Source organism: Sulfurimicrobium lacus (genome assembly GCF_011764585.1).
Classification (GTDB): Bacteria; Pseudomonadota; Gammaproteobacteria; order Burkholderiales; family Sulfuricellaceae; genus Sulfurimicrobium; species Sulfurimicrobium lacus.
On sequence record NZ_AP022853.1, the window covers coordinates 2301188 to 2314676 of the forward strand.

Genomic DNA, 13489 nt, shown 5'->3' on the forward strand with positions numbered 1-13489 from the left:
TGTGGTTTGCGCAACCAGGTGCAGATGTGAGTATCGATTCCGCAAGAAAGAGGGGGTGACGGAGAATGGCTAGGCATGAGGACAACCCATAAAAACTTGAAATGACGTTGAATTATATACCGCCTCCTCTCGCCAAGGTCATTCTGCGACCGGTTTTAATGCAGGCGGCAAATGGGCTTGTTCGATCAGCACACCAATCTTTTCGGCAATTTTATCTGGCGGGGTGGCATAGGCGAATTTCCCTACAAAACGGCCATCCGGCCCCAGTAAATACATGCCGGCCGAATGGTCCACCGTATATTTGTCTTGCGCCGCGCCAGTTGCCCAATGTTTTTCATAACGCACCTTGAAGCGATCAGCAACGCCACGCACCTGTTCGGGCGAGCCTGTGAGTCCGATAATGCGCGAATGAAAGAAAACAGTGTTGCGCCCCAGCACCTCTGGCGTGTCCCGCTCCGGATCCACCGTGATAAACAGCGGTTGCAGATAATCGGACTGCGCACCCAGCAAAGCCATGACACGTGACATTTCCGCCAGGGTAGTCGGGCATATATCCGGACAATACGTGTAGCCAAAAGCGATAAGTTGAAAACGGCCCGCAAAATCCCGGCTGGAAACCATTCGACCATGCGCATCCATAAGCTGGTAGCGAGCATCGTCCATGCCACCTTGGGGGAACGAGGATGAAGCAGCGTAGGCAAGTGCAACAAGGAGAAATGCGAGCGCAAGAACAGTGCGTCTTCTCACCGGGGGGGTTCCCACGAAAATTCAGACGTGTTTTGGATGATCATTTCTGTCTTACGCACCTCTTTCATTTACCGGCACCCGCAGTGGCGCGCCACTGTCGAACACCGGTGTGCCGCACCTCACCCCCGATGTGCGGGAAAGAGCGATGGTGCGCACCTGGTGGGGATCAAGATGGCGCAGCACTTCCAGCATCGCGCTGCCGCCGTCGATTTCCACTGTAAGCGCCCGGGCGCAATATCTTACAAGCGATGTCCACCACCGGGCCATGCACTTCGACCACGCGGCCAATGGCAGTATGTTCTGCCGTTCCAATGATGTGGTATTCGATCATATCCACTTTCCGTTACTCAACGCAGCAGGCCACCGACGATGCGGTACACCGCTTCTTCCGGCGTAAGCCCCCGCGCCATCAGGGTTTCCATCTGCTGGCGGTCGACGCTGCCGATGGCGGCCTCGTGGGTCACCTTGGCTTCGGGGTGGGTCACCTTGACGATTGGGCTGGCACTCACCACGCCCCGGTCCTTGATGATTTCGGTGCAGTCCACGTGCCCGCGCGCCCCGGCGGCGTTGCCCTCAGTGATGCCGATCACTTCCGCGCTGGCATCGTCCTCCACCGCTACGCGCGACTTGATCAGGCCGCGTGCGTTGCGACCGGCAAGTACCAGCCGTTCCTTCAGCCTGATCTTGTCCGTTCCGTGGCCGAACACCTTGCTGGTGAGTTCGGCCACGGCGTCTTCGCCGACATTCACGTCGAAATCCACGTCCAGCTTACCGACCAGGCCGGTAACCAGGGAGAAGTCGGAGAACAGTCGCGCCCCCCGTTCCAGCGTAACCCGTGCGCGGGGCACGACTTCCATTCCGCCCGAAGCGCCGTGGTAGTGGGCTTCCTGATAGCGCAGCTCGGCGCCCTGCCCGACCCGGATGACGGCTTCCATGGCGTGGCGCGCCACATCGGGTACCGAAAACAGGCAGTGCGACCACAGCGTGGCTTTCGCATTCGCCCCCATGACCAGCTCCAGCGCCACGTTCTGCACGCCGAAGCGTTTGAACAGTCCGAAGCACAGGTGTATCGGCCGGCCAACCTGACTTCCTTCGTCGATGGTGATCTTGGCCCTGATTCCTTTGTCCGTCACCTGGGCGGTGATCGACACCCCGGGGATGGACTGCTGGCTGACAAGCTGGTGTCCATAGGCCACTATATGCGCGCTGTCGCCGGACAGTATCTGACCCGGGTCTTCCCCGATCATCCCCAGGGCCTGATACAACTGTTCCAAATCAGCCATGGCAGGTCTCCCCGTCACAGCGCCGGCACAGGCGCGCCTTGTAATGGGCCACCACCTCTTCGGGCGGTCCGCTGAACACGATGCGGCCGCCGCACAACTGGGAGGCGCGGTCGGCGTGCGCAGCCAGCTCTTCCTGGTGAGTGATGAGCAGCACCGTCGAACCGGTTTCCCGGAAGGATTCGACCACGGAAATTATTTCCCCCAACGAGAGCATGTCCACTCCCGCGGTGGGTTCATCCAGTATCACCAGCTTCGGCCCCAGCGCGAGCAGTGCGGCCAGCTCGATGCGTTTCCTTTCACCGCCGCTCAGGGTCTTGTCCACCATGCGGGCAAGATATTCCAGATGCGGCAGCCCGACGCGGTCGAGACACTCTGCCGCGCTTCTCCTGGGACTGCCCAGCGAAAGATATTCCATCACCGTCAGCCCCTCGAAGCGGGCCGGCTCCTGCCAGGCCAGGCTGATCCCCAGCCGCGCCCGCTCGTGGATGGGCAGTTCGGCGATGGATAATCCGCCGAACAGCAACTCGCCGTTTTCCGGCCTGTAACCCCCGCAGCCCATGACAAGGTAGGCCAGGCTGCTCTTGCCCGAGCCGTTGGCACCCAGCAGAACGTGGATTTCGTTGGGGAACAGAGTCAACCCCACATCCCGCAACACTGGCCGCCCATCCAGGCGCAGGGAGACATGGCGCAATGCCAGAAGTGGTGTATCGTTCATGCCGGATCCTTGCCAAATGCAGCGATCCTGGCCCGCAACCAAACCTCGATCTCCTCGGTGCGCGGCAGGCCGGATAACATGAGTTGCCCGTCCACCAGCACCGCCGGGGTTTGTTCGAAGGGAATGCCCATGGCCTCGACATCCTTGCGAATCTCCACATCTAGCGCCAGCCCCAGCCCGGCGGCGGCGCACGACAGGCGCTTTTCCAGGCGCAGCAGGGGCTCGCCGCTGCCTGCCAAGGTCAGGGCAAGGCGTGGAGCACCCGGGGGCGGCAGGCGGCAGGTAGTCATCGCGCGGGAATCGTCAGAATGGGCGCCTGCGGCAGGCCGCCGGTTTCGGCCAGAGAGGCGAACATCATCAGGAAGCGGAAAGTACGCTTGGAATTCAGGTCGCGGTCGTCGATCCAGAACCAGCGCTTGCGGTAACTCACCGCCGCATAGGCATCGGCGGGCCGCTCACTGCCAGACGAAATATGCATCAACGGCTCGGCACCCGCACCGCCATCGGCTGATAAACGAGAAGTGGCACGCCCCTCCCGCATGTCCTGCTGGGGCACCTCGACGCCACCAGCCAGCTCCCCCATCACCCCCTGCATGGAGCGCGTGAGCACGGCGATTTCATCCGGATGGCTGCGCGCCGCGCCGAAGACCAGGCGGTAGGTATCAAGATTCGGGTCCAGACCAAGCAACTCCTTCACCAGCGCAATGTCGGCATCCGTGTCGTCGTCTACCGCGCGCCGGAACAGGACGAAGGACACGGTGTTATCGCCATGCGTCTCGATGCGGACGCCTAGCGCTCCTGCCTCCTCGATCCGGCGCAGGGCCTCGGCGACGCGGATGAATTTTGGGTCGTTCCTGCGGGCTCGCGAGGGGGCAGTAGAGACATTGTAAATACCATTGATAGCCTGAACCACAGCACGCAGAATGAAGTCTGCCCTGCCCCCACCCCCTATGGTCGCAAACACGGTTTCGGGCGGAATCGGCCGCAACATGCTCTTGACCAGCCGGTCGCCAGTGAGCGGGGTATAGGAGATGGTCGGCGACTCGCTGTAGCGACCTCCCGCAGTCAGGCCGAGGTTGTTGCCATCCGTAGCGCGCGGAAAGACGTTCGCCGCCAGGCCGATATTGCTTTCCAGCGAATAGGAATTGATGACAGATGTCACATCAAGATATACGGGCGTATCCAGATAACGCAGCTTCACGATGTTGAGCAGCATCTGCTCCTTCCATGAGTCGCCGATGGCCGTAGCGTAGCCCATACGGTCGCGCGGCACGCTTCCGGAGCCCAGCGTCTGGCAACCGGACATCAGGAACATAGCGGCCAGCGCAAGCACGGACTTGAAAGCAAATGTCATGTTTCAGTCCTTGCGCCGCAAAACACCCGAAAGTTGCGTGCCCGGCGCCACGGTGTTGAACACGGTGCCGTATTTCTTCACATTTTCATGCAGGAGTTCCAGACGGCGCTCCGGCTCGTCGCTATCGACGATGATCTCGTAGCTGATGGATTCCATCTTCGGCGGCACGTCCTGGCGCACGCCGTCGACGCGCACCTCCACGCCGCGCAGATCGAATTTCAGTATCGGCGTCACCCGTTCGATGCCTTTGATGATGCAGGCGGATAGCGCTGCCAGCAGCAGTTCCGCCGGATTGAAAGCGTTCGGGTTACCGGCCAGATCGGTATCCAGCGGGATTTCCGCCGCCTTGCAACGGGAGAGGCTGCCGTGCGCGTCGACACGCAGCGTTTCCACATGGAAAATCATTTTAGGGTTGCTCATGGCAGGAATCCTTATTAACAGGGCTACGACGACATGAGGTGAATGTGCTCACCGCGCAAACGCAGCGTGAGCGGTTGCCTTTCCGCGAGTGCATATCGCTCGGCGATATGCCGGGGCACGACCATTTTCAGCAGATCGTCCTTTGCACCCACCACGTTCATTATGACCCGGACGCGATCCCCCAGCATCACCAGTCTGGAGATGACAACCTCGACGGGATTGTCCATGCCGCCTTCAGGCGCATGATCGCGCGGCATCAACAGCACGCCGGCATCGGGTAACGACCAGGCCACCCGCGCGCCGGGCGGAAATGTTTCTTGCAATCGCACTTTGATCTCTCGCCCATTCCAGCGCAACACGGTGCATCCCTCCTGTGGGCAATGGGACAGCACCTCGCCGTCGAACAGGTTCTTGACGCCCACCAGCCTGGCGGATTCCCGTGTAGCGGGACGGTGCATGACGTCCAGTGGCGACCCGGATTGTAGCGAGTTTCCATGCATCAGGATGGTCATGCGGTCGGCCAGCATGACGGCCTCGTCCAGATCGTGGGTGACGAGCACCACCGGCATGTTCAACTCCCGGCGCAATTCGGCGAGCTCGTCGTAGAGCTTCTCGCGAGTGGCGCGATCCACGGCAGAGAAAGGTTCGTCGAGCAGCAATACGTGTGGGTCGCGCGCCAAAGCGCGAGCCACCGCGACGCGCTGTTGCTGACCGCCGGAAAGCTGGCGCGGACGGCGCGATTCCAGCCCGTCAAGATGCACCTTGCCCAGCAATCCCCGCGCTCGTTCATGCGAATTTTGACTTCCCGGATCGTCCATGCCCTCCAGCACGTTTTCCAGCACGGTGAGGTGCGGAAATAGGGCGTAGTTCTGGAACACCATGCCGATGCGTCGCCGGGCGGTGGGGAGGTTGACGCCGGCAGCAGTGTCTAGCCAGACCTCCCCGCCACATTCGATGCGGCCTTGATGGGGGGTGTAAAGCCCGGCGATGGCGCGCAGCAGGGTGGATTTGCCGCTGCCGGAAGGCCCAACCAGCGCCAGCACTTCGCCGGGGGCGCAGCTCAATTCCGCATCGAGCGGAATCGGCGCGGTTTGGCTCAGTCTGGCGTTGAGTTCCGACATCTCAGTCATGGCGCACTTCCTTGACCCAATTGGTGGCAAAGTAGGACAAGCCGATGGCGGCGAGCGAAATGATCAGCAATGCCGCCGACATCAACCCGGCCGCCGCCGTATCGAAAGCCTGCACTCGGTCATAGATGGAAATGGCGATGGTGCGTGTTTCGCCGGGAATGCTGCCACCCACCATCAACACCACGCCGAATTCGCCCAATGTGTGGGCAAAGGTGAGCACCAGCGCGGAAACGATGCCCGGCCAGGCGAGCGGCAGTTCGATGCGGGTGAGCTGGCGGAGCCGCGACATGCCGCAACAGCGCGCCGCTTCGCGCACTTCCGGCGCAATCGCTTCGAAAGCGCGCTGCATCGGCTGAATGGCAAAAGGCAGGTTGAAGATGACGGAGGCGACCAGTAATCCGGCAAAGGAAAACGTCAACTGGTGGCCGGACAGGGATTCATACCATCTGCCAAGCGGGGAATTCCCCCCCATCGCCACCAGCAAATAGAACCCCAGCACTGTCGGCGGCAGCACCAGCGGCAAGGCCAGCAACGCTTCCGCCAGCACCTTGCCGCGAAATTGATGCCATGCCAGCTTGCGCCCTGCCCAGATGCCGAAGGGCAGCAAGACCAGCATGGTGCCCAAGGCCAGCTTGAGCGAGAGTTCGAGAGCAAGCCAATCCATGTCGTACTACCTCACAATTCGCCCGGCAGCAAGAAGCCGTATTTCTTCATGATGGCGCGCGCCGCCGGTTGCTGCATGTAGCGATAAAAGGTCTGCGTGGTCTCGCCTGCGCCCTTGAGCAGCACCATGCGCTGTTTGAGCGGCTCGTGCCAGGTATCCGGGATCAGCGCGAAATCGCCCAGCTTAGCGACGGCGGGCGCCTTGGCCAGCGAATAGGCGATGATCCCCCCTTGCGTGCTACCGGAAGTGGCGAACTGCGCAGTCTGTGAGACGTTTTCGCCCAGCACCAGCTTGTCCTTGATCCGCTCCCACAGTTCGGCGTGCTTCAGCGCTTCCTCGGCGCGCTTGCCATAGGGGGCGTGTTCCGGGTTGGCGATGGCGAATTTCTTGAGCCGCCCGTCGGTAAGCGCGGTGGCAAGGTCTTTGAATTCTCCGTCCGCTTTCAATGGTGAGCCGTGGGGAACGATGATGCCGATGCGCCCGACGGCATAAAGCTCTCCACGATCCATTGTTTTGCCTGCATCTGCCAGTTTGAATACGAACCCCTCGTCCGCCGAGAGGAACATCTGGAATGGCGCGTTTTGCTCGATCTGGCGATAGAAGTTGCCGGAGGAACCGAACACCAGTTTCACCTCGCCCTTCCCGTCATCCCTGAATCTGGCGGCGATTTCCTCCAGCGCGAACTTGAGATCGGCGGCACCCGCAACCACCGGGCTGTCCGCCCAGGCAGGAACTGCACTAGAAGCCAGCAGCGCTAGCCCCAGCAACCAGAACTGCATTCGTTTAAAAAAGCTCATGATCATTGCTCCTTGTATCGCTATGTCAATATTGACATAGCGTCAATAACAATAAAGGCCGGGAGCGTCAAGCAAACGGGGCAAACGGAGCATGAATAATTCAGTCCTTGCACAGCAGTAAAGCAGCGAGCGAATTGATGGAGTCGGTCGCGGCTGCCTGACAGGCGCTCTCGATGGTATCGTAGTGGCGCAGCAATGCGTCACCAAGAGGCGTGAGCCGGGCGCTGCCGCCACCCTTGCCGCCGACCGAGCGCTCCACGACGGGCTGAACGAAGCCCTGATTCATCGTATCGATGAGGAGCCAGGCACGCTTGTAAGGTATGCCGAGCGCACGCGCCGCCGCCGAGATGGAACCGGTTTCGGCAACCGCACGCAACAAATCGATTTTGCCAGGGCCTACGGCCAGCTTGGGGCCAAAGGTGATGCGTGGGCGGATAATGGCGATATTGGGTGTCGATTTACGCTGCATATCTGTGGTTTGGGTATAAATATGGAGGAAGATAGATAATCTTATTCCAGTTTCGACCTGTTCACTCACTCGAATAAGCGCTGCCACCAGTGCCTGCGGTTGTTGGGTAGCGGCGCATCGTCGTCTTGATCAGTTTGCAGCCCAGGCCAAGTATACACCTGCACCTATCACCAGCACCCCGCAACCCTGGCGAAAGCGCAACGCGCCTCGGCTGCGCTCGTTCCAGTCCAGATAACGCTGCACCATGCCGGCGGCGGAACCGGCGGCGACGATGACCGAGCAGTGACCCACGCCGTAGGCGAGCAGCAGCGAAGCGGCAAACAACGGCGAGGTGGCGGCGCTGCTGAAGGCCACGCCCAGCACCGGCGCCATGTAGGCGAAAGTGCAAGGGCCGAGCGCGATGCCGAACACCAGCCCCAGCACCAGCGCGGACAGCAAGCCTTTGCGTGCGATGGGCACGCTGGCGGGGCTCTTCCACGGCGAGGGCAGCAAACCGAGCAGGTAAAGGCCGACCAGCAGGAAAACGCCTGCGACAAGATAATTGGCCCATGGCCCCAAATCCCCGGCAATGCGTCCCAGCGATGCCGTGACCACCCCGATTACGGCGATGGTAACCAGGATGCCGACGGCGAACAGCCCGGAGAGCGCAAAGGCGCGCTTGCCACTGGCCATCCCCTGGCCGTTAATGAACCCCACGATGAGCGGAATGCCGGCCAGATGGCAGGGGCTGAGCAGCATGCTCGCCACGCCCCACAGCGCCGCCGCTGCCAGCGCCCAGACCGGTGCACCTGAAAGGCCGTTATTCAGCGCCTCGAAGAGTTCCCCGATCATCGCGCCCCGCCCGCTTCGGCAAACGCGAAATCGAGTTCACGCCATTTGCCGAGGATCTGCTCGCGGGAATAGAAACCCTCGTGGCGAAACAATTCCTTCCCATCCGCGTTATAGAAGACCTGCGTCGGGATCACCCGGATGCGGTAGGGTGTCGCGGCTTCAGGCGCTTTCCATACGTCGATGAAGACGACCTCGAACTTGCCGGCGTATTCATCCCGCAGTTTTTCCAGAATGGGCGCCATCTGCTTGCAGGGGATACATTTTCCGGCACCGAGGTCGACCAACCGGGGCTTGGCTGTCTTTGCAGACGTAACAGTCGTTTCGGCGGCGCCGGCACTTGAGACTGTCAAGGCGGCTACTGCCATTGCGACGGGTATCGCCACTTTGACTACTTTGCTCATAAACTCCGCGATATGGACGGACCGCCACATCAGGGCGAGGATGGAAGGATGTAAGACAGCATCAGCAGTATCGGCCATAAAAGAACCCCATTGTATTAAGTTACCCAGCTTTAAAAAATAGCCCGCAAAGCTAGCGCTCCCCTTGTGGCGCTAGCTATACCCCAAAAATTTCTCTGCGCCTCTCCTCCAACAATACCTTTAGTTCCGGCTCGGTGCGCTCTACCACCTGTTCGGCCAAATTCGGCGCAAGTTGCATGAACCGTTCAATGATTTCCGGATCGAAGTGACTCCCGCTTTCCTTTTCCAGGATGCCCAGCGTTTGCGGCAAGGCGAATGCGGTCTTGTAGGACCGTGCCGCCAGCAAGGCATCGAAGACATCGATGACCGCGAAAATGCGTGCCATGACTGGAATGGCTTCTCCGGTGAGACCAGCGGGGTAGCCGCTGCCATCGTAGCGCTCGTGGTGGTGAAGCACGACGGGAATGGCATCCTGAAACCAGGGCATGTCGGCGAGAAGTTTTTCTCCCATCACCGGATGCTCCCGCATCACCGCCCACTCGTCCTGATCAAGCGCAGCCTGTTTCAGGAGGATCTTGTCGGGGATGCCTATTTTGCCTACGTCGTGCAGAAATGCGCCTTTCATCAAACTGCGTATTTCCTTCTTGTTAAGTCCGCATGACTCACCGAACAGGCTCGCGAGATAGGTCACCCGGAAATTGTGCGCCCCCGTTTCGTGATCCCGCAAAGTGGCCGCATGACCCAAAGACTGGGCGATGCGGATGTTGTACTCCAGCTCCATGGTGCGCCGCCGCGCCCACTCCTGCCCCCAAAACACGGTAGGCACGGTGCCGCTGGCGACGGAAATCAGCAGGGTCGTCTCTAGCAACATGGCCGATCGCTTTTGCGGCAAGACGCCAGCGAGAAAACCGTCGATTTCCGCGACTCAGGAAACATGATCGTGCTCCGCCGACGCCACGCGGGTCAGCTTGTTCTGGTGCGCATAGATGACGATCGCCATGAAAACGCCACTTTGAACCACGCCGAGGATCGCCTCCACCGATACGCCAAGCATGGCATTAAGGGTTTGCGGCACCCAGTCGCCCGAGCCCAATGTGGTGAATATGACTGTGGAAATATAAAGCGCCGTCAGAAAGCTGTGATCACGGATGGACGCAAGGTTTTCCGCACCGATGGAAGCGTTGAAATGGAACAACTGAAAGACATCGAACAGGTAAAAAAGCAGGGCAAAATAAATGATCGTGATTGCGGTGATTTCCAGATACAGCGCGACGATACGTATCAAGGTCGCATGCAATGGGTGAGGCACACGGCTGAACAAAAACAGCATTACATCCAAGAACATCAAACGAACCAGAACGATATAAACAATGTCCGCGAATAGAAAAACCTCGCGGTTCTCCGCAAAAAACAGGGGAGACTGGTTGCGCCAAGCCCATTCCCCAAAAAGCGGGACGAGAAGCAGCGGCAATAGCAGCGGCACCCAGTTCAAATTCGGTGTGGAGGTTATTTTCGTCATATCTCAATCAGGCGGTGAACGTCTGCTGTAATTGAAGAATAGGCAATTTCGGCTGGTTTCTCATTTCTTCCTGTCCGCCATCCAGACATAGAACATGGGCAGGTAGAACAGGCTCATGAAGGTACCCACCAGCAGCCCGCCGATAGCGGCGTCCGCCAGAGGAGAGAGCCGCTCCAGCCCGATGGCGTGTTCGATTGCGATGGGCAGCATACCGGCGATGGTGGCGAGCGCGGTCATCAGGATCGGGCGGTAGCGCAGTTTCACGGAACCTTCGGCCGCCTCCACGGCGCTCTGCCCTTCATTGCGCCGTTCCTGGATAAAGTCCACCAGCAGGATGGAGTTCTTGATGATGATGGAGAACAGCAGCACGACGCCGAGTATCGCCGACAGTGCCAGCGCCTTGCCGAAAGCGAGCAGGCCCCACATCGCGCCGATGATGGACAGCGGCAGGATCAGCACCGACAAAAGCCCCAGACCCACGCTGCGGTAGGCCGGCACCAGCACGCCGAAGAGCAGCAGCACGCCCAGCCCGAGGCCGACAAACATGCGCTTGCCGGACTCCTTGGAGGAAGCGAAATCGCCCTCGTCGCTGTAGCTCACGTCTTTCGGCATGACCTTGGCCACGGCGGCCACGGCTTCGTCGGAGAGCAGGCTGATGGGCTTGGTGTTGCGATAGGCGAATACGTCCAGGGCGTAATGGATGCCGTCGGTGGTGAGAATGGCGGTGGCTGGCTGGCGCTCGATATGAGCGACTTGGCCCAGTGACACCGCCTCGCCGCTGGGCAGCTGGATCGGCAACAGCATCAGCGCCTGCGGATTGGCGCGGTAGGCATCGCTGAAATAGGTGCGCACCGGCAGGCTGCCGACCGATGGCAATTTGCTCAGACTGGCCACTGGCAGGCCTTTCAGGGGCAACTGACCGACCACCTGATCGGGTGTCGCGCCCAAGGCACGGAGTTTTTCCTCATCAAGCACCAGCACGGCTTCTTCGCTGTTTCTGTCCCAACTGGTGGACACCGTGGTGACGCCCGGCACCGTCCTCAGCGCCGCCACGACATCGTTGGCGGTTTTTGCCAGCACATGCCAGTCCTCGCTCACAAGGCGGATGTCGATCGGCGCCTTGATGGTGGACAGGGCGGTGGCGCCGGAGTCGAACACGTCGGCGCTGACAATGCCTGGCACCGCCGCCAGCTGTTTGCGCAAATCGGCCTCGATGCCCCAGCTGCTTTGCGTACGGTGCAGGCGATCGACATAGGTGATGGTATAAGTCGCCTCGCCCGGCAACTGGCCGGAGCCCAGGGACAGGATGCCGGCCTCCGAACCGAAGGCAGCGCTGATACGCTCGATGCGCTTGTCCTGCGCCAGCGTGCGCTCGAAATCCTTGAGACGCGCTTCGGCCAGCGCCACCGGCACGTTGCCGCCGAACTTGACGTGCACCTTGACGATGCCGGTGTCCATCGGCGGCATGGCGTCGCGGCCGATCAGCGGCATGACGACCTTCACGCTGGCCGCCAGCAGGATGACCGCGGGCAGCACCAGCAAGGTACGCCGCAGCCAGCTTCCCGCCAAGGCGTAGCGCAACATGCCGACATAAAGCCCCGCGCCGGGCGCCAGCGTGCGCTGATAGAGCCGTTCGATAGCCTGTTCCCAGCGGTTCTTCGGCGGCAGGCCGTTGCGGTACCAGTAGGCGGAAAGTTTGGGGATGAACGTGATGGCCAGGAAATAAGACACCAGCACCGCGATCAATACGGGGCGGACCAGGTGGGAGAAAATCGCCTCGGGGAAGCCGCCCACATACATCAGCGGGGCGATCACCACCACCGTAGCGACGGTGCCGACCAGGATGGGCGAGAGCACTTCCTCGGTGCCGTGCCGGATGGCGGTTTCCACATCCTCCTTGAGTTCCTCCAGGTGGCGCTCGATATTCTCCAGCACCACCACGGCATCGTCCACCAGCATCCCCAGGGCCAGGATGATGCCGGTCATGACGGTGATGTTGAGCTCCTTGCCCATCAGCCAGAGTATCGCCAGGGTAAGCAGGAAGACCAGCGGGATACTGATGAGGGAAGTCACCACCGCGCGCCAGTTGGCGAGGAAAAACAGCATCACCAGGGCGACGAAGATGACGGCGTCGCGCAACGCATCGATCATATTGGCGTTGGAGGTCTCGATCAACTCCTCCTGCGTGTCGGCAACGGCAAACTCGACATTCGGATAGCGCGCCTTGAGACCGGGCAGGATGCGGTTGGCGTCGTCGATGGCGCCCTGCACGCTTTCGCCCGGCGCGCGCTGAATGGCGATGGCGACAGAGGGCTTGCCGTTGCCATGGAAGGCGGCAAAACGTTCGGCCTGGGTTAAATTGACCCGCGCCACATCGGAGAGCGTCAGGCCATTGGCGAGCGGCAGGCGGCGCAGGGCCTCGGCGCTGACGCGCTCGCCATAGACCGTGAGGGTAGCCAGCGTCCCTTTGCCTTGGGTGACGCCTACAGGATAGTCCCGTCCCAGCCTGGCCATGAGGTCCTGGAGCTGGGCCTGGCTGATGCGGTATCGCGCCAGTTGCAGCGGGTCGAACTCCACCCGTAAGGCAGGCTCGTAACCACCGAAGATTTCCACGTTGGCGATATGCGGCTGGGTAAGAAAGGCCGTGCGCAGGTCGTTTTCCGCAATCAGCCGGATCTGGGCCAGGCTCGCCTGGCTGCCGGGTTTGGGAGACAGCGCCAGGGTCAGCACCGGGTTGGTGAAGGCGCCCACGGCATACACGGCAGAAGCGGGCGACTCCGGCGGCAGCTTGCCGCGCGCCCGAGAAAGGGCATTGTTGACGTCCAGTACCGCAGCATCCAGCCCCTTGGTGTACTCGAATTCGGCGCGCACGATGGACACTTCGTTCTTGTTGGTGCTTTGTACGTCGCGGATGCCGGACAGGGCATACAGCTCCTGCTCGATCGGCCGCGACACCTTCTGCGCCACGGTCTGGGCGGCTGCACCCGGCAACTGGGTGATAACTGTCACTTGGGGCCGCTCGACATCGGGGTACATGTTGCGCGGCAGGTTGACATAGCCGACCACCCCCAGCAGGGAGCCGATCACCAGAATCATGGCCAGCAGCAGGGGCCGGTCGTAGAAGAAACGGAACAGCATGAT

Annotated in this window: 16 protein-coding genes; all 16 read right to left on the minus strand. The window is 60.8% G+C overall.

Going from position 1 to position 13489, the window contains the following annotated elements:
* Positions 1-138 precede the first annotated feature (138 nt).
* The 16 genes from SKTS_RS11345 to SKTS_RS11420 all read right to left on the minus strand — a co-directional run bounded on the left by SKTS_RS11345 (position 139) and on the right by SKTS_RS11420 (position 13486).
* Positions 139-747: an SCO family protein gene (locus SKTS_RS11345; protein WP_244617317.1), complete on the minus strand. Its 609-nt coding sequence runs from the start codon at positions 745-747 to the stop codon at positions 139-141.
* Between the two features lie 51 nt (positions 748-798).
* Positions 799-963 carry a F0F1 ATP synthase subunit beta gene (locus SKTS_RS11350; RefSeq protein WP_173064799.1) on the minus strand — a complete coding sequence of 55 codons (165 nt, stop codon included), beginning with the start codon at positions 961-963 and terminating at the stop codon, positions 799-801.
* 131 nt (positions 964-1094) lie between these two features.
* On the minus strand, positions 1095-2030 hold the full coding sequence (locus SKTS_RS11355; protein WP_244617318.1) for a SufB/SufD family protein: 936 nt from the start codon (positions 2028-2030) through the stop codon (positions 1095-1097).
* Positions 2023-2745 (minus strand): ATP-binding cassette domain-containing protein, encoded by a 723-nt coding sequence (locus tag SKTS_RS11360; RefSeq protein WP_173064802.1) that lies wholly within the window; start codon positions 2743-2745, stop codon positions 2023-2025. The genes SKTS_RS11355 and SKTS_RS11360 overlap by 8 nt, the downstream gene beginning before the upstream one ends.
* Complete coding sequence (locus SKTS_RS11365) at positions 2742-3035, minus strand: thioredoxin family protein (protein WP_173064805.1); 294 nt, start codon at positions 3033-3035, stop codon at positions 2742-2744. Before SKTS_RS11365 ends, SKTS_RS11360 begins: the two co-directional genes overlap by 4 nt.
* Positions 3032-4099, minus strand: a complete 1068-nt coding sequence (locus SKTS_RS11370; RefSeq protein WP_173064808.1) for a hypothetical protein — start codon at positions 4097-4099, stop codon at positions 3032-3034. Before SKTS_RS11370 ends, SKTS_RS11365 begins: the two co-directional genes overlap by 4 nt.
* Positions 4100-4102: 3 nt before the next feature.
* Positions 4103-4519, minus strand: a complete 417-nt coding sequence (locus tag SKTS_RS11375; protein ID WP_173064811.1) for an OsmC family protein — start codon at positions 4517-4519, stop codon at positions 4103-4105.
* Positions 4520-4542: 23 nt separating this feature from the next.
* Positions 4543-5649 (minus strand): ABC transporter ATP-binding protein, encoded by a 1107-nt coding sequence (locus SKTS_RS11380; RefSeq protein WP_173064814.1) that lies wholly within the window; start codon positions 5647-5649, stop codon positions 4543-4545.
* A complete protein-coding gene (gene modB, locus SKTS_RS11385) occupies positions 5642-6313 on the minus strand; it encodes a molybdate ABC transporter permease subunit (protein ID WP_173064817.1) in 672 nt (223 codons plus the stop codon). Before modB ends, SKTS_RS11380 begins: the two co-directional genes overlap by 8 nt.
* Positions 6314-6324: 11 nt before the next feature.
* On the minus strand, positions 6325-7110 hold the full coding sequence (gene modA, locus SKTS_RS11390) for a molybdate ABC transporter substrate-binding protein (RefSeq protein WP_173064820.1): 786 nt from the start codon (positions 7108-7110) through the stop codon (positions 6325-6327).
* Between the two features lie 100 nt (positions 7111-7210).
* Positions 7211-7579 (minus strand): winged helix-turn-helix domain-containing protein, encoded by a 369-nt coding sequence (locus SKTS_RS11395; RefSeq protein ID WP_173064823.1) that lies wholly within the window; start codon positions 7577-7579, stop codon positions 7211-7213.
* A 129-nt stretch (positions 7580-7708) separates the two neighbouring features.
* Positions 7709-8410, minus strand: coding sequence for a cytochrome c biogenesis CcdA family protein (locus tag SKTS_RS11400; RefSeq protein ID WP_173064826.1), 702 nt, complete (start codon positions 8408-8410; stop codon positions 7709-7711).
* Positions 8407-8811 (minus strand): thioredoxin family protein, encoded by a 405-nt coding sequence (locus SKTS_RS11405; RefSeq protein ID WP_173064829.1) that lies wholly within the window; start codon positions 8809-8811, stop codon positions 8407-8409. The genes SKTS_RS11400 and SKTS_RS11405 overlap by 4 nt, the downstream gene beginning before the upstream one ends.
* Before the next feature lie 154 nt (positions 8812-8965).
* Complete coding sequence (locus SKTS_RS11410; RefSeq protein ID WP_173064832.1) at positions 8966-9700, minus strand: HD-GYP domain-containing protein; 735 nt, start codon at positions 9698-9700, stop codon at positions 8966-8968.
* Positions 9701-9754: 54 nt separating this feature from the next.
* Positions 9755-10348: a two pore domain potassium channel family protein gene (locus tag SKTS_RS11415; protein ID WP_173064835.1), complete on the minus strand. Its 594-nt coding sequence runs from the start codon at positions 10346-10348 to the stop codon at positions 9755-9757.
* A gap of 60 nt (positions 10349-10408) precedes the next feature.
* Positions 10409-13486 (minus strand): efflux RND transporter permease subunit, encoded by a 3078-nt coding sequence (locus SKTS_RS11420; RefSeq protein WP_173064838.1) that lies wholly within the window; start codon positions 13484-13486, stop codon positions 10409-10411.
* Positions 13487-13489 lie beyond the last annotated feature (3 nt).